Origin of the sequence: Streptococcus hyointestinalis, assembly GCF_041225505.1 — a bacterium.
GTDB classification, from domain to species: Bacteria; Bacillota; Bacilli; order Lactobacillales; family Streptococcaceae; genus Streptococcus; species Streptococcus hyointestinalis_B.
This window is the reverse complement of sequence record NZ_JBCLSK010000002.1, coordinates 22317-43736: the sequence shown is the minus strand read 5'-3', so window position 1 is coordinate 43736 and position 21420 is coordinate 22317. Positions and strand designations below refer to the sequence as shown.

Sequence of the window (21420 nt, the reverse complement as noted above, 5' to 3'; positions counted from 1 at the left end):
GTAAAACTATGTCTAAAATTTTTGTCTTTGGTCATCAAAATCCAGATTCTGATGCGATTGGTTCATCTCTTGCCTTTGCTTACTTGGCAAAAGAAGCTTACGGCTTAGACACAGAAGCAGTCGCACTTGGCACACCAAATGAAGAAACAGCTTTTGTGCTAGACTACTTTGGTGTAGAAGCGCCACGAGTGGTCACATCTGCTAAGGAAGAGGGCGTGGACACTGTTATCTTGACAGACCACAATGAGTTCCAACAGTCTATCTCTGATATTGCTGACCTGACTGTTTACGGTGTGGTTGACCACCACCGTGTGGCGAACTTTGAAACTGCTAGCCCACTTTACATGCGCTTAGAGCCAGTTGGTTCAGCGTCATCTATTGTTTACCGCATGTTCAAAGAAAGCAACGTCGAAGTGCCTAAAGCTTTGGCAGGTCTCATGCTTTCAGGTTTGATTTCAGATACGCTTCTTTTGAAATCTCCAACAACACACGAAACAGACCACCAAGTCGCAAAAGAATTGGCAGCTATCGCTGGTGTTAACTTAGAAGAGTACGGTCTTGCCATGCTTAAAGCAGGAACAAATCTTGCCAGCAAATCTGCTGAAGAATTGATTGATATCGATGCTAAAACGTTTGAGCTTAACGGCAACCAAGTGCGTGTCGCACAGGTCAACACTGTTGATATCGCTGAAGTGTTGGAACGTCAAGCAGAGATTGAAGCCGCTATCCAAAAAGCACAAGCGGACAATGGCTACTCAGACTTTGTCTTGATGATTACAGACATCATCAATTCAAACTCTGAAATCTTGGCACTAGGCAGCAACACAGACAAGGTTGAGGCAGCCTTTGACTTTGTCCTAGAAAACAACCACGCTTTCCTAGCAGGTGCTGTCTCTCGTAAGAAACAAGTTGTCCCACAATTGACAGAAAGCTTCAACGCTTAATCAGCTAAAAAGACTTTGAGTGTACTCAAAGTCTTTTTGTGATTTTCCATAGAAAAAGGGGCTCTCTAGTGCTATAATGAAAGGTATGATTATTGTTATTAACCCTGATAAAGTGACGGGGCAAGCTTTTTTTACAGACCTTGTCAACTACTTGTATGCTCATGAGGATGTGACCCTTCGTCAGATAAAAAAGGCATTTCCAGATGTTAAGTCTATTGATAGAGCGATCGAAACCTACGTGCAGGCTGGCTACATTACCCGTGCCAATAAACGTTATGCGCTTGCTTTTTCGCCACTAGAGACAGGCAAGTTGCCACAGCTAGATGAGATGGTTTTTGTGGAGACGACGTCCGAGATTGCTTCTGACTTGCAAGAACGAGCTTACACCACTAAATTGTCCAATCAGACCAACGGTCTTGTCCTTCTTGAGCGGACAGACTTTTACCGAGATAGCTTGACGCTGTCCAATTTCTTTTACAAGCTGGCGCATGGCTATGCCTTGTCTAAACAGCAAGAAGAACTCTATGCCCTACTCGGTGATGTCAATCCCGAGTACGCCCTCAAGTACATGACCACTTTCCTCTTAAAATTCACTCGCAAAGAGCTGGTCAAGCAAAAGCGTCCTGATATTTTCGTGCAGGCATTGGTTTTACTTGGCTACATCAAACAGGTGGATGAGGTGACCTATCAGTCTTGTGTTGCTATTGACAAGGATAGCTTAGAAGTGTTGACTTATGGATAAAAATAGCTGGGACACAAGTCCTAGCTATTTTCCTTTGTTTTTGACATGAGCCATAAAAAGTAAGGGGCGCCGATACAAGAGACGACAAGTCCCGTCGGAATGCCAGAGCCAACCAAAAGCACCCGTCCGATAGTGTCTGCGACGAGAAGAAGTATCATGCCAGTCATCATACCAAAAGGCAGGATGATACGGTGGTCACCGCCCATAAAGCGCCGTGTGATATGCCCAGCCACCAAGCCGACAAAGGTGATATTGCCAATCATGACCACGCTAAGTGCAGCAAGGGCTGTGGATAGGATGATGGTTATCAAGCGCTCACGCTTGAGGTCAAGCCCTAGAGCGAGAGCCGTCTGCTCATTGAGCGCCATGATGTTGAGATAGCGACTGCGGCTATAAGTGATGAGCCATAACAGGACAAAGATGGGCGCAAAGAGAGCGATATTTTCCCAAGTAGCTCCACTCACCTTACCGCTGAGAAAAGAGATGATATAGTCCATCTTGTCAGGGGAGAGGGTACTTGTGATAGAGACCATGACACCAGAGAGCATGGTTGAGACACCAACACCAGTGACAATCAAGTGAGTGGGGCTTATGCCATGATTTTTCTTTCTTGCCATGAGATAGACAGTAGCAATAGTGGCAATACCGCCAAGCATTGCCATAAAAGGAAGCAGGCTAATAGCGCTTGCGCTAGTCATATCCAGATAGCCAATCACAAGAGCAATCATAAAGCCAGCGCCTGTATTGATGCCTAGAATCCCCGAGTCAGCGAGAGGATTTTTAGTCAGTGTCTGTAGCAGCATGCCAGATAGAGCAAGAGAAGCGCCGCCAAAGAGACAGGCGATAATTCGTGGCAGACGGATGGTCGTCATGATAAAGGTCATGGCAGATCTGGATTGCCCTAGGATGAGGTCAATCACATCAAGAAAAGATGACCTAGCATAACTCATAGATAGCGATAGGAGAATAGAAAGCCCCAAAAGCCCTGCCAAGACAAGATAGGACGTGATGAGCCTTTGACGTGTCATCATAGACTTTTCCCCTTTCTAATCAACCACAAGAAGCAAGGCAAACCAACAAGGCTGATGATAGCACTGATTGGCGTCTCAGCTGGCGGATGAATAATGCGAGCAATAACATCCACCCAGAGCATAAAGGTCGCTCCTAGAAAAGCGGTCAGCGGCAGAAGCAGTTTGTAGTTTTTGCCCACAAACAGTTGGACAAAGTGTGGGATGATGAGCCCTACAAAGGAAATGGTCCCCACCAAAGCCACAGCTCCGCTAGACAGTATCAAAACAACAGCTAAAAGGGAGATGGTCGTCAGAAGAGTCCGCTGTCCAAGGGCTTTTGCGACCGTTTCATTGAGACTGAGGATGGTCAGCTGATGGCTAAGCACTTGAGCGAGCAGTAACCCAATGATGAGAATAGGCGCAATGATGGCAAGCATTTTCCAGTTGGTCTGTGCCAGTCCACCAGCTTGCCAGCCGATGATGGTCGTTGAGAGGTCAAAATAGAGTGTGATGGCTTGTCCAATTGCTGAAAAGAGTGTGGACACCATAGCACCTGCAAGGATAAGACGCAGCTGACTGTAGCCTCTTTGTCTGCGGTAGGAAAGCCCAAAAACCAAGAGAGCAGCAAGGAGTGACCCCATAAGACAAGCCAGTAAAACGCTGGTGTAGTGTAGGCTACCAAAGATAGCATAAGCTAAAATCAAAGCCAGACCAGCGCCAGCATTGATTCCTAAAAGCCCGGGGTCAGCGATGGGATTACGTGTGACACCTTGGATGATAGCGCCTGCCTGCGCCATACTAGCGCCAACGAGAATGGCAGCAAGAGAGCGTGGCAAACGTAAATCAAAGATGACATCTTGAGCACTAGAGTTTGTCAGAGGATGTTTTGCTACCTCTAGCAAAGTCTGATTGCTGTAAGAAACGGCGCCAAAGCGTAAGCTAGCGTACCAGCCAAAGAGAAAAAGAATGAGCGTGATGAAAAAAACAAGCCAAAGGTGATTTGGCTTTGTTTTCTGACGCAAAGGTGATGTCGTCATAGAAAGCCCTCTACTTGTCCATTTTCTTGATGGCAGACACAAAGGCTTTTAATTGAGCGTCAAGAGATAGTGGGTCTGAGAAGTAGAAAGTACCCTCAGATACCTTGAGGACATGCCCAGCCTTGACGGCAGGGATATTTTTCCAGACGTCGCTTTCTTTTAGACTAGCAGCTGCTTGGCTGGTTTTGCTGTCGACATTTAAAAGGGCGTAGTCACCAATGTACTCTCCGATGACTTCTTGTGAAATATCTAGCCAGCCTGGCTTAAAGACATCTTCTTTGACTTTTTCAGGGGCTTGGTATCCAAGGGCGTCGTAAATCAACTCTCCCCCACGTCCCCAGTTGTTACCGTAGAGGTAGAGACTCTTGTCGTAAAAGTCCATGACGGTAAAGGTTGACGTTGGTGAGATGTAGTTAGCCAATTCTTTTTTGGCTTTAGCGACGGATTTTTTCCACTGAGCTAGCCAAGCCTTGGCTTTATTCTCTTTACCAAAGACTTTTCCAAGGTCTGTTAGCATTTGCAAATAATTGCGCTCGCCATACTTGATTTCAAAGACAGGAGCGATTTTTTTGAGGGATTCAAGGTTTTGGTCTGTTGAAAAAGCGATAATCAAGTCAGGCTCTTGTGCAGCGATAGCTTCAGTATCGTCTGAAGTGAGCTGCACAGCCTTAGCTTTTTTGAGGTCATTCCCAAAGACAGGGCTATTTTTTTCTAAATCCAGCGAATAGCTGTTGACATTGACACCCAGCTCTAGGAGATAGCCGGTGTAGGAGTAGGCGAAGTTGACGACTTTTTTAGGATTTTTAGGGATATCTCCGTGATAGGTAAATCCAGAAATCTTTGGCATGCTAGAGATTTCGTTTGTACTTGTGCTTGTTTTACTTTGATTGCCACAAGCGACTAGGACAAGTGCAGCTAGTAACAGTGTGAGCCATGAGGCGATTTTTTTCATAGGGTTTCTCCGTAAAATCTATAATAACTGATAAGACAGTAGCGTAGGACGATTAAAGATAGGGTCTGTGACGATTTGCGCTTTGATATGAAAGATGTCTTTTAGAATAGCATCTGTCATAATTTCTTTTGCACTTCCTTGGTACTTGATTTTGCCGTCTTTCATAGCGACGAGACAATCGGAAAAGCGTGCAGCAAGGTTCAAATCATGCAGAACCATGATGATGGTCTTATGGTTTTCCTGATTGAGGCGATAGAGGAGCTCTAGGATTTCCAGTTGGTGATTCATATCCAGATAAGTCGTAGGTTCATCTAAAAAAATCGTATCCGTATCTTGAGCGAGTGCCATAGCAATCCAGACACGCTGGCGTTGCCCACCAGATAAGCTATCCACATCGAGGTTGGCGTAAGGCGTGACCTTGGTCACTTCCATAGCCCAGTGAATCTTATCACGGTCAAAGCTGGTCAAGTTTCCTAGATACTTTTGGTGCGGAAAGCGCCCATAAGAGACCAATTCATACACTGAAATACCTTCTGTTGCTTCTAACACCTGCGGCAAGAGAGCGATTTTCTTGGCGACTTCCTTGGTGGAAAGTTTTGCGATAGCTTCCCCATCAATCAAAATCTGTCCATTCTTAATCGCTTGAATGCGAGTCAGTGCTTTTAAAAGCGTCGACTTGCCACAACCGTTGCTGCCGATGATAGTCGTGATATTGCCATCAAGCAAATCAAGAGATAAATCCTCTAAAATGACCTTATCCTCGTAAGCAACCGAGATATGTTCAGCTGAAATCTGTGACATACTGACCTCCTTTCTGTCTAACTTTAACTGCGCAAAGCACAGCAATACCTCATTATAACATAGAAAAGAGACTTATTTAAGTCTCTTTTAAGGGTTTCGTGTATATTGGAATCGTTTAAAATAAGCTGTTTATAGATACTGGCTGGCGATAGCTCGGTCTCCTGCGTAAGCGGTGCGCTCGCCATTAACTAATTGGAAAGCGTCAGCGCCTTTTCCAGCGATAATGACAGCGTCATCACTAGTTTTGGTCTTAGCGAGCGCTGTCTTGATAGCAAGCGCTCGATCCACAATGATCGTAGCGGGGCGGTTGATATGCTCAGCAATTTCAGCGCAGATAGCATTTGGATCTTCAAAGTTTGGGTCGTCAGCGGTGAGGATGGGAGAAATACGAGGGTGTTGGCTGATGACCTTACCAAAGTCCTTACGTCTGCTCTCGCCTTTATTACCTGTCGCCCCGATAATCAGCGTGATATTCCCCGATTGATGAGGCTCAACAACGCTGAGGAGTTTTTCAAGACTGTCACCGTTATGAGCATAGTCGATAAAGACCTTGGCACCATTTTTCTGGGTCAAGACCTCCATGCGCCCAGGCACGCTGGTTTTGGCAATCCCTGCTTGAATGTCCTCAAGTGTAATCCCAAGCTTGTGGCAAGCAAGCGCCGCTGCGGTAGCATTTTCTTGGTTAAAATGCCCGATGAGCTGGATACTGTAATCTCCTGCACATGTACCCGTCAAGCTAAAGCTGAAAGCTTCAGAGTTTGTGATACAGTTATCACTTTGACTTCCGTAAAAGTCATGTGGTTTGTTAGCGACTTGCTCAGCAACGACAGCGAAGTGATCCATATCACTATTGACCACAACAGCTTTGCTATTGTCCATCAAAAGACGCTTGTGGTAAAAATAATCCTCAAAGCTAGGGTGCTCAATCGGTCCGATATGGTCTGGGCTGATGTTGAGGAAAACACCGACATCAAAGGTCAAGCCGTAAACCCGCTTCATGAGATAGGCCTGACTAGACACTTCCATGACCAGGTGCGTCCTGCCATTGTCACGGGCTGTTGCCATCATAGCAAAAAGGTCCAAACTCTCAGGTGTGGTCAGCTGAGACTTAAAAAAGGTCTTGCCGTCTAGTGTGGTGTTCATAGTTGAGAGAAGCGCTGGCTTGTGATGTTCAGCTAGGATATTGTAGGCAAAGTAAGCGGCTGTTGTCTTTCCCTTTGTCCCTGTGAAGGCGATGATGGCGAGGTCATCTTGTGGATTGCCATAAAAGGCTTTAGCGATAAGGCTCATGGCTTGTCTGACATCATTGACAAGGATAGCTGGAATACCGACCTGATAGTCTTTTTCAGCGACATAGTAGCCTAAGCCAGCAGCCACTGCCTTTTCTAAATAGTCTGGCTTAAAGTTAGCTCCTTTGACAAAAAAGAGCGTCTCGCTATCGACATCTCTGCTGTCATAAGAGAGCTTTTGAAAGGTTTTGTCTTCTGACCAGTCGTAGTGATAGGTGTCATTTAGGACAATATCTCGAAAATTCTGGTCTTTTTTTAAAATCTCTAAAATATATGCTATAGTAATCATAAGTCTATTTTAGACTTAATGTTCTCGTTTTACAAGTCTTGTGCAAAAGTTTATAATAACTTTAGGAAATTCAAACTTTTTATAGAAAGAAAACTATGTCAGAAACTAGAAAACTATCTCAACAAGAGACAATGGTGCGTGGGACTGCTTGGTCCACAGCTGGAAACTTTATTAGCCGTCTTATCGGGGCTCTCTACATTATCCCTTGGTATGCTTGGATGGGAAAAAACGGTGCTGAAGCCAATGCCCTCTTTGGAATGGGCTATGAGATTTACGCTATGTTTTTATCCATCTCAACAGTCGGGATACCTGTTGCTGTTGCGAAACTCGTCTCTAAGTACAATACCTTGGGGCAGTCTGAGACCAGCATTTACATGGTCAAAAAAATCCTCCACATCATGGCGCTTCTAGGAGCTATCTTTGCAGCTATCATGTATATCGGAGCACCATTTTTTGCTTCGCTCAGTCACGGCGGTGAGGATTTGGTGCGGGTGCTGAGGAGTTTGACCTTGGCGGTTCTGGTCTTTCCATCTATGAGTGTCCTGCGGGGGTATTTTCAAGGGTATAATAACTTAAAACCTGGGGCTATGAGTCAGATTGCTGAGCAGATTGTGCGTGTCATCTGGATGTTAGTCACTGCCTTTTACATCATGAAATTCGGCTCAGGCGATTATGTCAGTGCGGTGACACAGTCTACCTTTGCTGCCTTTGTTGGTATGTTTGCTAGTATCGCTGTTTTGGTGTATTTTTTATGGAAAGACGGCTCACTTAGGCTTATCTTTGGCAAAAGCTCGACTAGCCACTTAGTTATTGATACCAATGCTCTTGTCATCGAGACGGTGCGTGAGGCGATTCCTTTTATCATCACAGGTTCAGCCATTCAGGTCTTTAAGATTATTGATCAGTTCACTTTTGGTAATGCCATGGCTTGGTTTACCGACTACTCAAACACAGAGTTGCAAGTGCTCTTTTCTTACTTCTCAAGTAACCCAAGTAAAGTCACCATGATTTTGATTGCTGTTGCAAGTTCTATCGGTGGTGTGGGGATTGCGCTCTTGACGGAAAACTATGTCAAAAAAGATAGAGTCGCTGCGGCAAGATTGGTTATCAACAACATCCGTATGTTGATGATATTTATCATCCCAGCAGTTATTGGAGCGACAATTTTAGCAAAACCGCTCTACACGGTCTTTTACGGCGTGCCACAAGGGCAGGCTCTAGGCTTGTTTGTCGTGTCGCTGCTGCAGGTCATTATTTTAGCTATTTACACGATTTTAGCGCCAATGCTTCAAGCACTGTTTCAAAATAAAAAAGCCATCAAATACTTTGTCTACGGTATGGTAATTAAGCTGATTATTCAGATTCCATTTATCTATGTCTTTCAGGCTTATGGACCGCTGTTGTCAACTGCAATTGGGCTTATCGTACCGATTGTTTTGATGTATCGTGAGATTCATGCCATCACCCACTTCAATCGTGAGGCGGTCAAGAAATCAACGCTTCTCGTTTGTATCTTGACGGCTATCATGGGAGTTGTGGTCTGGATTGCTTACTGGCTGCTAGGATTTATCCTGCCAGAGGGTGGGCGTGCTACTAGCTTTGTCTACCTAGTGGTGATTGGCTTTATTGGTGTAGCTGTTTATGGTAGCTTAGCCTTATTGACACGTCTTTTAGACAAGGTTATCGGCAGTCGAGCTGATATCCTACGTCAAAAATTTCATATTTACTAAAAGAGGAAGGTCTTCCTCTTTTTTATAGTCTTAAACTATAGCTAAATATGAAAAATGACAATGTAAAACCCTCTATAAAACTAAGGAAAATCGTGGTACAATAGAGGGCAAACAGATATAGGAGGAGACTATAATGGTTAGAGAACAAGGAATTGATACGATTTTAGCGCATGCAGGGATAAACTCAGATGAAGTAACAGGTGCTTTGACCGCTCCCATACATTTTTCAACGACCTATCAACACCCAGAGTTTGGGCAATCGACAGGCTACGACTATACCCGCACCAAAAACCCAACCCGCTCAACCTTGGAAAAGACCTTGGCAGCTATTGAGAAGGCTTCCTATGCCCTAGCGACAAGCTCAGGCATGAGTGCCTTGGTGCTAGCCATGGAGATTTTCCCAGTCAGCTCAAAAGTGGTGGCAGCACGTGATTTGTACGGTGGTTCTTTTCGTTGGTTCAATCAAAAAGAAACAGAAGGACGCTTTTCTTTTACCTACACCAATACACAGGAGGACATGCTAGCAGCCATCACAGAAGAGACGGATATTGTCTTTATCGAGACACCGACCAATCCTTTGATGATTGAATTTGATATTGCTACAATTGCTCAAAAAGCACACGCTGTTGGTGCTAAAGTCCTTGTGGATAATACCTTTTATAGTCCTATCTATCAAAATCCTATCACGCTTGGTGCAGACATTGTCATCCACTCAGCGACCAAGTACCTCTCAGGGCACAATGATGTTTTGGCGGGCGTCGTCGTGACGGATGACGAGAGTCTTTACGAGAAACTCTTTTACAATGCCAACACAACTGGTCCGACTTTGTCTCCGTTTGACTCTTATCTTCTTATGCGTGGACTTAAGACGCTGAAACTACGCATGGAGCGCTCAACACAAAACGCTCAAGCTATCGTTGCTTTCCTACAAGAACACCCAGCCATCAAGGAGGTGCTCTACACAGGGACAGGTGGTATGGTTTCCTTTAAAGTGAACAATCAAGACAAGATTCCGACCATTTTAAATCACCTTGAGGTATTTACCTTTGCAGAAAGTCTAGGGGGTGTGGAGAGTCTCATCACTTATCCAGCGACACAGACCCATGCAGACATTCCTCGTGAGGTGCGCCTTTCTTATGGATTGACCGATGACCTGCTGCGTTTATCGATCGGTATCGAGGATGTTAATGACTTGATTGAGGATTTGCGCTTAGCTTTTGAAGCTTAAGGAGGACGATATGGGATATGATTTTACGACGCTACCAGAGCGTTTTGCAAGCAATGCCTACAAGTGGCAAGAAACACAAAAAGATAAGGAGGTATTGCCTCTTTGGATAGCAGATATGGATTTTGTTGTTTTTCCAGAAATGACAGCTGCGCTTGAGGACTTTGCTAAAAGCCAAGTCTTTGGCTACGACGCTCCCAAAGACAGCCTCTATCAAGCTGTCCTAGATTGGGAAGAAAAGCAGCACGGCTATCGTTTTGAAAAAGAAGCCATTCTCTTTATTTCAGGCGTTGTGCCAGCCATCAGTGTCGCTATTCAGGCTTTTTCAAAAGAGGGAGAAGCGGTGCTTATCAACAGCCCTGTCTACCCGCCTTTTGTACGAACGGTCAAGCTCAACAAACGCCGTCTCATTAGTAATTCCCTTGTCGAACACAAGGGGCGCTTTGAGATTGATTTTGAACAGATGGAAAAGGATATTGTGGATAATGAGGTCAAGGTCTATGTCCTCTGTAATCCTCACAATCCTGGAGGTCGTGTCTGGTCAAAAGAAGAACTGCAAAAAATCGGACAGCTCTGCCGTAAACATGGTGTCATTTTGGTGTCAGATGAGATTCATCAAGACCTGACCCTCTATGGCAATAAACACCACAGTATCAATACAATTGACCAAAGTTTTAAGGACTTTAGCCTTGTTCTGACAAGTGCGACCAAGACCTTTAACATCGCAGGCACCAAAAACAGCTTTGCTATTATCGAAAATCCGAAACTACGCAGAGCCTTTAGCCAGCAACAGTTGGTCAACAATCAACACGAGGTCTCAACACTAGGGCTCATCGCGACAGAAGTCGCCTACACCAAAGGAGGAGCGTGGCTAGAAGTGCTAAAACCTGTCCTTGAGGACAATATCAACGAAGTTGTCACCACCCTCAGCCAAAAAACAGCCATCAAGGTTATGAAGCCAGAGGGAACCTATCTGGTTTGGCTGGATTTCTCAGCCTATGGGCTCTCGCATGAAGAGCTCCAGCACAAAATCCGCAAGGAAGCAAAGCTGGTCCTAAACGACGGACTCAGCTTTGGCGCAGAAGGAGACAAACACTTCAGACTCAATGCAGCTGCACCAAAATCGCTCATCACAGAAGCGCTTGGTCGTCTAGTTGCTGTCTTTGGGGTGTAATGTTCGGTTTTATCTCTATCAGATGACAAAAAGTTTAAGAAAGCGTTAAGAATCATTTGACAAGTGTCAGAGATTGTGGGGGACAATAGGAGATAATAATTTTAATCATTAGGAGAAAAGCATGACTTATTCACGTCTAGCACGCTTGCAAGCCGAACAAGCGATGAAACAGGAAAAACGGAAATACAGCATTCGTAAAGTATCAACGATTGGTGCGACTTCAGCTTTGATTGGGAGCCTTGCCTTTATCTCAACACAGGCAAAAGCTGACGAAGCGACAACTGCTCAGACTGAAACATCAGTTGTTGTGGATAATGCTGCGCAACCACTGACCAAACAGCTGCTGTAGACAATGCAGCGACAGCAACATCTACAGCAGCTGAGACACCAGAAGCAACATCAACTTCAACAGAAGAAGCACCAGTAGCAAGCATAACTGCTAGTGCAAGTGAATAAAATAACACAACTTCTGAAACTGCTGAAGCTACTGCAACGTCAGAAACAGCAGACACTACAGCTGCTACAGCAACAGCAACTACTGTCAAAGAAAATGACGAAAAAGCAAACGCTGCTGACACAAGCAAGGCAGACAAAGCGCAAGCCACAGCAGAAGTGGACAAGCTAGCTGTTGATGAAAATGGACTGACTGAGCAAGCCAAAAAGATTGCTGAGGAAGCAGGACTTGACATCGCAAAACTAACAGACGCTCAAAAAACAGCGCTCAATAAGATTTACATGGATAGCACTGCTGAGACAGGCACTCAAATGACCTATAAGCAGTTCCAAGAAATCGTAGACACCTTGCTTGCCCAAGATGAACGCTACGCTATTCCTTACTTCAACGCTGCTGCTATCAAAAACATGAAAGCAGCCACAACTGTTGATGCGCAAACCAAGCAAGAAGCTGACCTTGATGTGTGGGATTCTTGGCCAGTACAAGACGTGAAAACAGGTTAAGTGGTCAACTCAGACGGCACAATCCAACTCTACTACACAAATGTAGACACTTCAGACAACAACTCCAACAACCAAATGCTAGCGACAGCTACCTTGACTCTAGCTGTTGAAAATGGTCAAGTGGTGATTAAGTCTGTGGATAACAACCGTATCTTGACCCCTAAAGGTGGAGATGGTTATTATTACCAAAGCTACAAGCAATGGCGTGCGACCTTTACAGGTGCGGACAATATCGCTATGCGTGACCCACACGTCATCGAAGACGAAGATGGACAACGCTACCTTGTCTTTGAGGCAAGTACTGGTACTCAAAACTACCAAGGCGACAACCAAATCTACAACTGGAAAAACTACGGTGGCGACGCTGCCTTCAACGTTTCTAGTCTCTTTGATATCTTAGCCAATAAAGATATGTATGAGCGTGCTTCCTTTGCCAATGCTGCTATTGGTATCGTGCGCTTGACAGGCAATGAAAAGACACCAAGCATCGCACAATACTATACACCACTTCTTTCAGCTACTATGGTGAGTGATGAGATTGAGCGTCCAAACGTTGTCAAACTTGGCGGTAAATACTATCTCTTTGCAGCTTCTCGTCTCAACCACGGTAGTAACGACATTGCTTGGAACAAGGCAAATGAAGAAGTCGGCGACAACGTTGTCATGCTTGGTTATGTCTCAGATAAGCTCACATCAGGTTACAAACCACTCAACAAGTCTGGTGTCGTCTTGACAGCTTCTGTGCCAGCTGACTGGCGTACAGCAACTTACTCTTACTATGCTGTCCCAGTTGAAGGGTCAGATGATACTCTCCTTGTCACAGCCTACATGACAAACCGTAACGAAGTCGCTGGTAAAGGCAAGAACTCCACTTGGGCACCTAGCTTCTTGATTCAAATCCTACCTGATGGGACAACTCGTGTGCTTGCTAAGATGACTGAGCAGGGTGACTGGATCTGGGACGCAAGCAGTGAGCCCCAGACAACTGTTGGAACACTTGAGACATCTTATCTCCCAGGTGAAAATGATGGCTATATAGACTGGAACCTCATTGGAGGCTACAACCTAAAACCACACATGCCATATAAACCAACAGACCCAACAACTCCACACACACCAGAAAATCCAGATAAACCAGACACACCAACACCTGATAGTCCAACTCCAAACACACCAACGATACCAAACAAAGGTCAAGGCAAAGTGCCAAATGTGCCTGCTGTCGCAAAAGCTGGTATCCTACCTACTACTAGCGATAGTGACAACAGCCTAGTTGCAACTATCGGCTTTGCCATTCTTGCTTCTATGACAGCCTACGTCGCATACGGTGGTTACAAACGCAAATACCAATAAGAAAAAAGAGGGTTCTCCTTCTTTTTTGATAAGAGCCAGAAAACGTTCGCAAAATCTGGCTTTTTATGGTATAATGCAGACACATAAGAAGTAGAAACTTCAAAAATTAGAAGGTGGTCATGAAAATGGGAAAATTTCAAGTTATTTCACATCCATTGATTCAACACAAGTTGTCAATTTTGCGTCAAACCTCAACCTCAACAAAGGATTTTCGTGAGTTGGTCAATGAAATTGCGATGCTCATGGGTTATGAAGTGTCACGTGATTTACCAGTCGAAGATGTTGAGATTCAGACACCAATGGCAAAGACAGTTCAAAAGCAATTGTCAGGGAAAAAACTCGCTATTGTGCCTATCCTACGTGCTGGTATTGGTATGGTTGATGGTCTTTTGAGCTTGGTACCTGCAGCTAAGGTTGGTCACATCGGTATGTACCGTGACGAGGAAACCTTGCAGCCTGTAGAGTATTTGGTAAAATTGCCAGAGGATATTGACCAACGTCAGATTTTTGTAGTAGACCCAATGCTTGCGACAGGTGGTTCCGCTATTCTTGCTATTGATTCTCTTAAAAAACGTGGCGCAGCCAACATCAAGTTTGTCTGCTTAGTTGCCGCACCAGAAGGGGTCAAGGCTCTGCAAGAAGCACACCCAGATATTGACATCTACACTGCTGCACTCGATGAAAAACTTAACGAAAACGGCTACATTGTTCCAGGTCTTGGAGACGCTGGCGATCGCCTTTTCGGTACAAAATAAAAGAACAAACAAACTGGTTTTCACCAGTTTGTTTTTTGTTTAAAATCGTGTTTCTTATTTGACCTTTTTTGACCAATACGTTATAATAATAACAATTATCAAAGAAACGGAGAAAAAGGATTATGGTTCCAGTAGTTATTGAACAAACAAGTCGTGGTGAACGCTCTTATGATATTTACTCACGTCTTTTAAAAGACCGTATTATCATGTTGACAGGTCAAGTTGAGGACAATATGGCAAATTCTATTATTGCGCAGCTCCTCTTCTTGGACGCTCAAGACAGCACTAAGGACATCTACCTTTATGTCAATACCCCAGGTGGATCTGTGTCAGCAGGTCTTGCCATTGTCGATACGATGAACTTTATCAAAGCGGACGTGCAAACCATCGTTATGGGGATGGCAGCGTCTATGGGGACAGTTATCGCCTCAAGCGGTGCTAAAGGCAAACGCTTCATGTTGCCAAATGCGGAGTACATGATTCACCAACCAATGGGTGGTACTGGTGGCGGTACACAGCAAACAGACATGGCGATTGCTGCTGAGCACTTGCTTAAAACCCGCCAAAATCTTGAAAAAATCCTTGCGGATAATTCAGGACAACCCCTTGAAAAAGTACACTTGGACGCTGAGCGTGACAATTGGATGTCTGCTCAAGAAACCCTTGAGTATGGCTTCATTGACGAAATCATGGAAAATAACGCCCTAAAATAAGCGCTAAGTAGCACCAGTCACTAGTGATTGGTGCTTTTGTTAAGCCCTAAAATAGTGTATAATGAAATTATGTTAATCATTGACGACCAGTTATTAGAGTTAGATGATACGATTGAGGAGCTTGTCACAGCTATCACTCAGACAGACCAAGCAAAGTCTTATCGAGCGGCAAAGAGAGCCTTTGATAGGGATGAGTGCTTACAAGAGATGATAGCTGACTTTACGCTTAAAAAAACAGCCTATGAGCAGGTGGCAGATTATACTGCCTATCTGCCAGAGGTCAAGGATAAGAAAAAAGCGCTCTATAAACTCAAACGACAGCTTGATTTACATCCAAAGGTCATAGCCTTTAGACAAGCAGAAGTAGCTCTCCAAGAGCTTTTAGCGAGCGTGACTACAGCTTTAGCGCAGGCAGTTTCACCAAAAGTTTTTGTCGATACAGGCTTGCCCCTAGCGCCTCATAAAGCTCCTCACAAGAAAAATGGTAGCACAATTAGAGAAAGTAACGAACATGATCAATAATCCCAAACGAAAGAGCTTAGCAGTTTATCTGTACTACAATCGTGATGTGAGAAAATTGCAAAAATACGGAGATATTTTGTACCACTCTAGGCGCATGCGCTATGTGATTTTATATCTCGATGCGATTTTATGTGAAGATACGATAGCTGAATTAGAAAAATTAAAATTTATTAATAAAGTGAGACCCTCAAAACAAGATGATCTTGATAGAGATTTTGTGGGAAATCTTTCTAGAATCGCAGCAGATGAACAATTAAAAATTACGCCACAAAAGGATATAACGCTACTCAAATAAAGGTGAGAGGGCTTTTTCTGAAAGCCTTTTTCAAATGATTTGCAATAAATTAAAAGAAGAGCCTTGACAGTTTTCTGATAATTCTGTATCCTTATACATGTATTTAATTTTAAGATAGAATTAAGGAGAAGGATAGATGAAGAAAAAATTTGCTCTTGCAGCAGTTGCCTTTATCTCTACTGTTTTTTTAGCAGCTTGTAGTTCTCCGCCTAGTGTCAGCTCATCAGCAGCTGGTACAGAGATTGGTGAGACATTTAAGCTTGGTTTGAACTTTGAGTTGACAGGAAGTGTGTCTGCTTATGGCTCGGCTGAGAAAAAGGGTGCCATGATGGCAGTCGAAGAATTGAACAAAGCTGGTGGTATTAATGGGAAAAAAATCGAAGTCACCTCTAAGGATAATAAATCAGACAACAGCGAGGCGGCAACGGTAGCGACGAGTCTTACGACTCAAGAAAAAGTTAATGCTATCGTTGGTCCAGCGACATCTGGTGCGACAGCGTCAGCAGCGCCAAGCTCACAGTTAGCAGGTGTTCCACTGGTGACACCGTCTGGTACGACAGATGACTTGACGGTTACGAAAAAAGGTGAAACCAAAGAGTATGTCTTTAGAACAACTTTTATCGACAGTTATCAAGGTCAAATCCTTTCAACCTTTGCTTCGAACAACCTCAACGCTAAGAAAGTTGTCCTCTACTACGATAACTCTAGCGACTACGGAAAAGGGATTGCTAAAGAGTTTAAAAAGCACTACAAAGGCACTATCGTTAGTGAGCTTGCCTTCCAATCAGGCGATACCGATTTCCAATCTGCCTTGACTAATATCAAAAAACTTGATTTTGATGCCATTATCATGCCAGGTTACTACAATGAAACAGGTACCATTATCAAGCAAGCCCGTGAAATGGGCATTAGTCAGCCGATTGCTGGACCAGATGGCTTTGCCGACGCTAAGCTCATCGAGCTTGCTGGCAAGAAAAATGTCAATGACATTTACTACATCTCAGGATTTTCAGCAGCCAGCTCTGATAAAGCAGCAGCTTTTGCTAAAAACTATGAGAAAAAATATGGCGAAAAACCTTCAATGTTTGCTGCCCTAGCTTATGACTCTGTCTATATGGTCGCAAAAGCGAGTGAAAATGCTGAAAATTCAAAAGATATCGCAAAAGCACTGGCTAAGTTGAAGAATTTTGAGGGTGTGACAGGTAAGATGACTATGAACAGCAAGCACAACCCTGTCAAGTCAGTCCCTGTGATTGGTTTGACAAATGGTGTAGAAACATCATCAGTCATCGTCAACCCTGACGAGTAGGAAGTTTACATAGAGTTAGTAAGATGGGAAGTGGAGTGACTGCCAAGTCGTGTCAGGTTTCTTCTGCTTCCCTTATTATTTGTTAGAAAGTTAGGTGAACAACATGTTACAACAGCTCGTTAATGGGCTTATCCTAGGAAGCGTTTATGCGCTGCTCGCTCTAGGATATACAATGGTTTATGGTATCATCAAGTTGATTAACTTTGCTCACGGTGATATTTACATGATGGGGGCGTTTATCGGCTATTATCTCATCAATACCTATCATATGAATTTCTTTGTGGCGCTTGTCTTGACAATGGTTGTCACTGCCTTTTTAGGAGTGGTTATCGAGTTTCTTGCTTATCGTCCACTGCGCAATTCCACACGTATTGCAGCCTTGATTACAGCCATTGGTGTGTCCTTTTTCCTAGAGTACATCATGGTTTACTTTGTAGGGGCTGACAAACGTGCCTTTCCACAAGCGATTGAGACCGTCAAATACAACCTAGGCTCTATCAGTATCACAAACGTGCAGCTGATTATCCTTTGTGTCTCTATCGTTTTGATGGTTGCCTTGCAGTTTATTGTCAAGCAAACTAAGATGGGGAAAGCCATGCGTGCGGTGTCTGTTGATAGCGATGCTGCGCAGTTGATGGGAATTAACGTCAACCATACTATCAGCTTTACTTTCGCTCTTGGCTCAGCGCTAGCAGGAGCCGCTGGGGTTTTGATTGGACTTTACTACAACTCAATTGACCCATTGATGGGTATGACACCAGGTATTAAAGCCTTTATCGCTGCTGTTCTTGGAGGAATTGGTATCATCCCTGGTGCAGCACTTGGTGGTGTGTTGATTGGATTGCTTGAGACCTTCTCTATCTCAGTTGGTTGGTCAAGTTTCAGAGATGCCGTTGTTTATGCTGTTTTGATTATTATTTTACTCATTCGTCCAGCAGGTATTCTTGGAAAGAATGTAAAGGAGAAGGTGTAAAACATGAAACAAAATCTAAAACCAATACTGTCTTGGGCTGCTGTCATTGTTGTGATTTATCTTCTGCTTGCCTTTTTGACAGGTACAGGTATGTTAGGTGCCTACTACATTCAGATTATGATGGGAGTGGGTATCTCTATCATCATGGCTATGGGGACAAACTTAGTGCTTGGTTTCACAGGGCAATTTCCTCTTGGTCAAGCAGGATTTATGGCGATTGGAGCTTATGCAACAGCTATTATTACAGGCTACAATGACACTTATGCTGGCTTTTACCTCTCAATGCTAGTTGGTGTATTGATTGCTGGAGTTATTGCAGTCATCGTTGGTTTTCCAACGCTACGTCTAAAGGGAGACTACCTAGCGATTGCTACACTTGGGGTTGCTGAAATCATCCGTATCGCTATCGTCAACGGTGGCGAGCTTACTAATGGTGCGGCTGGTCTTACAGATATCCTTCAATACACTTCATGGCCAGTTGTTTATGCCTTTGTTGTTGTGATTGCGATTTTGATGTTGAATTTCTTGCGCAGCTCTATTGGACGTGAGGTCATCTCAGTGCGTGAGGACGAGATTGCAGCTGAGTCTATGGGGGTTAATACGACCAAGATTAAGGTCATGACCTTTGCCTTTGCGGCTATGACAGCAAGTATCGCAGGTTCTCTTTATGTCGGCTATATCGGTACCGTTGTACCAAAAGACTTTACCATTATGAAGTCCATTGACTATCTCATCATCGCTGTGCTAGGTGGACTAGGCTCTATGACAGGAACCATTGTGGCTGCGATTGTGCTCGGTGTATTGAACATGTACTTGCAGAATTTCTCTGACTTGCGTATGGTTATCTACTCTCTAGCGCTTATCTTAGTCATGGTCTTTCGTCCAGGAGGTCTCCTTGGCACTCGTGAGTTGAAATTATCAACGTTCTTTAAAAAAGATAAGGAGGGCAAAAACTAATGGCACTTCTTGATGTCAAACATTTAACGAAAAACTTTGGCGGACTGACAGCTGTAGGGGATGTGACCTTGGAGCTAAATGAAGGCGAGTTGGTTGGTCTTATTGGACCAAACGGTGCTGGTAAAACAACACTCTTTAACCTTTTGACAGGCGTCTATGAGCCAAGTGAAGGGACGATTACACTGGATGGCAATCTCCTAAACGGTAAAAAGCCCTATCACATCGCAGCTCTTGGGCTTTCACGTACTTTCCAAAATATCCGTCTCTTTAAGGAAATGACTGTTTTAGACAATGTGCTTGTTGGGCTTGCTAACAGTCACAAGCAAAATATTGTCGCAAGTCTCTTGCGTCTACCAAGCTACTACAGCAGTGAAAAAGAGTTGAGACAAAAAGCCCTAGATTTGCTTGCCATCTTTGATTTGGATGGCGAGGCAGATACTCTGGCTAAGAATCTTCCGTATGGACAACAACGTCGTTTGGAAATTGTGCGAGCTCTTGCTACTGAGCCTAAGATTTTATTTCTTGATGAGCCAGCTGCTGGGATGAATCCGCAAGAAACGGCAGAGTTGACCCAGTTGATTCGCCAAATTAAAGAAGAATTTAACATCACAATCATGTTGATTGAGCATGATATGAGTCTTGTCATGGAAGTAACAGAGCGTATCTACGTTCTTGAGTATGGACGTGTGATTGCGCACGGAACGCCAGATGAGATTAAAAACGATAAGCGAGTAATCGAGGCTTATCTTGGAGGTGAAGCATAGTGAGTGCAATGTTAACAGTTGATAATCTATCCATCCATTATGGCGTTATCCAAGCTGTCAAAAATGTCTCCTTTGAGGTGAACGAAGGCGAGGTTGTGACGCTTATCGGAGCGAACGGTGCGGGTAAAACATCTATTTTACGTACCATTTCAGGGCTTGTACGCCCAAGTGAAGGCTCTATCTCTTTCTTGGGAGAATCTATCGAAAAAGCACCTGCTCGAAAAATCGTCGCCAATGGGCTATCGCAAGTCCCAGAAGGACGTCATGTTTTTTCAGGATTGACCGTTATAGAAAATCTGGAAATGGGTGCATTCTTACATAACGACCATGAGCAAAATCAAAAAAATCTGAAGATGATTTTTGAGCGTTTCCCACGCTTGGAAGAACGTAAAAATCAAGACGCTGCAACGCTCTCAGGTGGTGAGCAACAAATGCTTGCTATGGGGCGTGCATTGATGAGTCGTCCTAAATTGCTCCTTCTTGATGAGCCATCTATGGGGCTTGCTCCAATCTTCATTCAAGAAATCTTTGATATTATCCAAGACATTCAAAAGCAAGGCACAACAGTGCTTCTCGTTGAGCAAAATGCCAACAAAGCGCTAGCTATTGCTGATCGTGGTTACGTGCTTGAGACAGGAAAAATCGTCCTCTCAGGTACTGGACAAGAGCTGCTCGCTTCTGACGAAGTGCGTAAAGCTTATCTTGGTGGTTAAAAAACAGAAGCCTAGGCTTCTGTTTTTTGCATGGACTTGGTCTGTTGATAGGCTATAGAAATTATAGCCGTTTAATCATTTTATTCTATGCGATTGCACAATTTCCTTTTTATCGTCTTTTTTCAGGTGCTATTATAACAAAATATCTTATTTTTGAAAATGTGAGCATAAAACGATGTGAAAACGGTTAAAAAGTGATATAATAGAATAGAAAAAGATTTCGCTTTAGAAAGAGGAAAGAGCTATGGCAGTTAAAGATTATATGACAAAAAAAGTTGTGTTTATTTCACCAGATACGACGGTGGCGCAAGCAACAGACCTTTTGCGTGAGCAAGGTTTACGTCGTCTACCTGTGATTGAAAATGACAAACTAGTCGGTATCGTGACAGAAGGCGTTATGGCGGAGGCAACGCCATCAAAAGCAACCAGTCTCTCTATCTATGAGATGAACTATCTGCTCAACAAGACTAAAATTCGTGATATTATGATAAAAAAAGTCTACACGGTGTCACGCTATGCTAGTCTTGAGGACGCTATCTACATCATGATGAAAAATAATGTGAGCATTTTGCCTGTTGTGGACAATGACCAAGTCTATGGTATCATCACCGACAAGGACATTTTCAAAGCCTTTCTAGAAGTGTCTGGATATGGTGAAGTGGGAACTCGTCTTGTACTCTTAGGAGAAGACAGTGTCGGCACACTTGCCAAGGCTGTTGACGTTATTTCTAAAGCAGGAATCAATATCAAACGCATTGTGATTGCGGAGCACAACACGAGCAAATCCACTATCGAAATTCAGCTTGAAGGGCACCACTCTGATGATAAAGTCAAGGCGATTTTTTCAGATGTTCCTGTAACCATTGAGGCTGTTGAGCAAACGCAGGCTAAGGCTCTCTAAGTTGAAAACACCGCC

The 21420-nt window shown here is 43.9% G+C and carries 20 protein-coding genes and 2 pseudogenes; 17 read left to right on the top strand and 5 right to left on the bottom strand.

Annotated elements, in window-relative coordinates; translation table 11 throughout:
* The first annotated feature begins 8 nt into the window (after nt 1-8).
* Together AALA56_RS00930 and AALA56_RS00925 are read left to right on the top strand one after the other, a co-directional pair.
* Nucleotides 9-944, top strand: a complete 936-nt coding sequence (locus AALA56_RS00930) for a manganese-dependent inorganic pyrophosphatase (RefSeq protein WP_115270689.1) — start codon at nt 9-11, stop codon at nt 942-944.
* A gap of 85 nt (nt 945-1029) precedes the next feature.
* Nucleotides 1030-1686 (top strand): DUF1803 domain-containing protein, encoded by a 657-nt coding sequence (locus tag AALA56_RS00925; RefSeq protein ID WP_369908338.1) that lies wholly within the window; start codon nt 1030-1032, stop codon nt 1684-1686.
* A gap of 20 nt (nt 1687-1706) precedes the next feature.
* Here AALA56_RS00925 and AALA56_RS00920 read toward each other — a convergent pair whose 3' ends face one another.
* The 5 genes from AALA56_RS00920 to AALA56_RS00900 all read right to left on the bottom strand — a co-directional run bounded on the left by AALA56_RS00920 (nt 1707) and on the right by AALA56_RS00900 (nt 7064).
* A complete protein-coding gene (locus tag AALA56_RS00920) occupies nt 1707-2717 on the bottom strand; it encodes a FecCD family ABC transporter permease (protein WP_369908337.1) in 1011 nt (336 codons plus the stop codon).
* Nucleotides 2714-3733: a FecCD family ABC transporter permease gene (locus AALA56_RS00915; RefSeq protein WP_369908336.1), complete on the bottom strand. Its 1020-nt coding sequence runs from the start codon at nt 3731-3733 to the stop codon at nt 2714-2716. Before AALA56_RS00915 ends, AALA56_RS00920 begins: the two co-directional genes overlap by 4 nt.
* Before the next feature lie 10 nt (nt 3734-3743).
* Nucleotides 3744-4685 (bottom strand): ABC transporter substrate-binding protein, encoded by a 942-nt coding sequence (locus AALA56_RS00910; RefSeq protein ID WP_369908335.1) that lies wholly within the window; start codon nt 4683-4685, stop codon nt 3744-3746.
* Between the two features lie 18 nt (nt 4686-4703).
* Nucleotides 4704-5486 (bottom strand): ABC transporter ATP-binding protein, encoded by a 783-nt coding sequence (locus AALA56_RS00905; RefSeq protein ID WP_369908334.1) that lies wholly within the window; start codon nt 5484-5486, stop codon nt 4704-4706.
* A 129-nt stretch (nt 5487-5615) separates the two neighbouring features.
* Nucleotides 5616-7064 carry a UDP-N-acetylmuramoyl-L-alanyl-D-glutamate--L-lysine ligase gene (locus tag AALA56_RS00900; protein WP_369908333.1) on the bottom strand — a complete coding sequence of 483 codons (1449 nt, stop codon included), beginning with the start codon at nt 7062-7064 and terminating at the stop codon, nt 5616-5618.
* A 95-nt stretch (nt 7065-7159) separates the two neighbouring features.
* Between AALA56_RS00900 and AALA56_RS00895 the strand changes: the two genes are divergently transcribed.
* The 15 genes and pseudogenes from AALA56_RS00895 (at nt 7160) to AALA56_RS00825 (ending at nt 21405) form a co-directional block, all read left to right on the top strand.
* Entirely contained in the window at nt 7160-8794 is a 1635-nt protein-coding gene (locus AALA56_RS00895; RefSeq protein ID WP_369908332.1) for a putative polysaccharide biosynthesis protein, read from the top strand.
* Nucleotides 8795-8927: 133 nt separating this feature from the next.
* Nucleotides 8928-10022, top strand: a complete 1095-nt coding sequence (locus AALA56_RS00890) for a cystathionine gamma-synthase (protein WP_369908331.1) — start codon at nt 8928-8930, stop codon at nt 10020-10022.
* 10 nt (nt 10023-10032) lie between these two features.
* The gene (locus AALA56_RS00885; protein ID WP_369908330.1) at nt 10033-11193 is read left to right on the top strand and encodes a MalY/PatB family protein; all 1161 of its coding nucleotides are present in this window, start codon (nt 10033-10035) and stop codon (nt 11191-11193) included.
* Between the two features lie 121 nt (nt 11194-11314).
* Nucleotides 11315-11542: a YSIRK-type signal peptide-containing protein gene (locus tag AALA56_RS00880; protein ID WP_369908329.1), complete on the top strand. Its 228-nt coding sequence runs from the start codon at nt 11315-11317 to the stop codon at nt 11540-11542.
* Nucleotides 11527-13503 (top strand): annotated as a pseudogene (locus AALA56_RS00875) (glycoside hydrolase family 68 protein); the annotation flags it as partial. The gene AALA56_RS00880 and the pseudogene AALA56_RS00875, both read left to right, overlap by 16 nt.
* A 125-nt stretch (nt 13504-13628) precedes the next feature.
* Nucleotides 13629-14258, top strand: coding sequence for a uracil phosphoribosyltransferase (upp, locus tag AALA56_RS00870; RefSeq protein WP_164684263.1), 630 nt, complete (start codon nt 13629-13631; stop codon nt 14256-14258).
* A gap of 116 nt (nt 14259-14374) precedes the next feature.
* Nucleotides 14375-14971 (top strand): annotated as a pseudogene (locus AALA56_RS00865) (ATP-dependent Clp protease proteolytic subunit); the annotation flags it as partial.
* 69 nt (nt 14972-15040) lie between these two features.
* Nucleotides 15041-15493, top strand: a complete 453-nt coding sequence (locus AALA56_RS00860; protein ID WP_369908328.1) for a YlbF family regulator — start codon at nt 15041-15043, stop codon at nt 15491-15493.
* On the top strand, nt 15483-15788 hold the full coding sequence (locus AALA56_RS00855; protein WP_369908327.1) for a DUF2129 domain-containing protein: 306 nt from the start codon (nt 15483-15485) through the stop codon (nt 15786-15788). The genes AALA56_RS00860 and AALA56_RS00855 overlap by 11 nt, the downstream gene beginning before the upstream one ends.
* 136 nt (nt 15789-15924) lie before the next feature.
* A complete protein-coding gene (locus tag AALA56_RS00850; protein ID WP_276762625.1) occupies nt 15925-17097 on the top strand; it encodes an ABC transporter substrate-binding protein in 1173 nt (390 codons plus the stop codon).
* Between the two features lie 103 nt (nt 17098-17200).
* On the top strand, nt 17201-18070 hold the full coding sequence (locus AALA56_RS00845) for a branched-chain amino acid ABC transporter permease (protein WP_164683618.1): 870 nt from the start codon (nt 17201-17203) through the stop codon (nt 18068-18070).
* Nucleotides 18071-18073: 3 nt separating this feature from the next.
* Nucleotides 18074-19027 carry a branched-chain amino acid ABC transporter permease gene (locus AALA56_RS00840; protein ID WP_369908326.1) on the top strand — a complete coding sequence of 318 codons (954 nt, stop codon included), beginning with the start codon at nt 18074-18076 and terminating at the stop codon, nt 19025-19027.
* Nucleotides 19027-19791, top strand: coding sequence for an ABC transporter ATP-binding protein (locus AALA56_RS00835; RefSeq protein WP_115268553.1), 765 nt, complete (start codon nt 19027-19029; stop codon nt 19789-19791). The genes AALA56_RS00840 and AALA56_RS00835 overlap by 1 nt, the downstream gene beginning before the upstream one ends.
* An 8-nt stretch (nt 19792-19799) precedes the next feature.
* Nucleotides 19800-20504 carry an ABC transporter ATP-binding protein gene (locus AALA56_RS00830; protein WP_369908325.1) on the top strand — a complete coding sequence of 235 codons (705 nt, stop codon included), beginning with the start codon at nt 19800-19802 and terminating at the stop codon, nt 20502-20504.
* Nucleotides 20505-20748: 244 nt separating this feature from the next.
* Entirely contained in the window at nt 20749-21405 is a 657-nt protein-coding gene (locus tag AALA56_RS00825; protein WP_369908324.1) for a CBS domain-containing protein, read from the top strand.
* Nucleotides 21406-21420 lie beyond the last annotated feature (15 nt).

Bases quoted from the DNA above. Each gene is read 5' to 3' on its own strand.
- AALA56_RS00845 (WP_164683618.1), top strand. From the start codon at position 17,201: ATGTTACAACAGCTCGTTAATGGGCTTATCCTAGGAAGCGTTTATGCG.
- AALA56_RS00830 (WP_369908325.1), top strand. From the start codon at position 19,800: ATGTTAACAGTTGATAATCTATCCATCCATTATGGCGTTATCCAAGCT.
- AALA56_RS00930 (WP_115270689.1), top strand. From the start codon at position 9: ATGTCTAAAATTTTTGTCTTTGGTCATCAAAATCCAGATTCTGATGCG.
- upp (WP_164684263.1), top strand. From the start codon at position 13,629: ATGGGAAAATTTCAAGTTATTTCACATCCATTGATTCAACACAAGTTG.
- AALA56_RS00915 (WP_369908336.1), bottom strand. From the start codon at position 3,733: ATGACGACATCACCTTTGCGTCAGAAAACAAAGCCAAATCACCTTTGG.
- AALA56_RS00850 (WP_276762625.1), top strand. From the start codon at position 15,925: ATGAAGAAAAAATTTGCTCTTGCAGCAGTTGCCTTTATCTCTACTGTT.
- AALA56_RS00905 (WP_369908334.1), bottom strand. From the start codon at position 5,486: ATGTCACAGATTTCAGCTGAACATATCTCGGTTGCTTACGAGGATAAG.
- AALA56_RS00900 (WP_369908333.1), bottom strand. From the start codon at position 7,064: ATGATTACTATAGCATATATTTTAGAGATTTTAAAAAAAGACCAGAAT.
- AALA56_RS00825 (WP_369908324.1), top strand. From the start codon at position 20,749: ATGGCAGTTAAAGATTATATGACAAAAAAAGTTGTGTTTATTTCACCA.
- AALA56_RS00885 (WP_369908330.1), top strand. From the start codon at position 10,033: ATGGGATATGATTTTACGACGCTACCAGAGCGTTTTGCAAGCAATGCC.
- AALA56_RS00860 (WP_369908328.1), top strand. From the start codon at position 15,041: ATGTTAATCATTGACGACCAGTTATTAGAGTTAGATGATACGATTGAG.
- AALA56_RS00835 (WP_115268553.1), top strand. From the start codon at position 19,027: ATGGCACTTCTTGATGTCAAACATTTAACGAAAAACTTTGGCGGACTG.
- AALA56_RS00880 (WP_369908329.1), top strand. From the start codon at position 11,315: ATGACTTATTCACGTCTAGCACGCTTGCAAGCCGAACAAGCGATGAAA.
- AALA56_RS00910 (WP_369908335.1), bottom strand. From the start codon at position 4,685: ATGAAAAAAATCGCCTCATGGCTCACACTGTTACTAGCTGCACTTGTC.
- AALA56_RS00855 (WP_369908327.1), top strand. From the start codon at position 15,483: ATGATCAATAATCCCAAACGAAAGAGCTTAGCAGTTTATCTGTACTAC.
- AALA56_RS00925 (WP_369908338.1), top strand. From the start codon at position 1,030: ATGATTATTGTTATTAACCCTGATAAAGTGACGGGGCAAGCTTTTTTT.
- AALA56_RS00890 (WP_369908331.1), top strand. From the start codon at position 8,928: ATGGTTAGAGAACAAGGAATTGATACGATTTTAGCGCATGCAGGGATA.
- AALA56_RS00920 (WP_369908337.1), bottom strand. From the start codon at position 2,717: ATGATGACACGTCAAAGGCTCATCACGTCCTATCTTGTCTTGGCAGGG.
- AALA56_RS00840 (WP_369908326.1), top strand. From the start codon at position 18,074: ATGAAACAAAATCTAAAACCAATACTGTCTTGGGCTGCTGTCATTGTT.
- AALA56_RS00895 (WP_369908332.1), top strand. From the start codon at position 7,160: ATGTCAGAAACTAGAAAACTATCTCAACAAGAGACAATGGTGCGTGGG.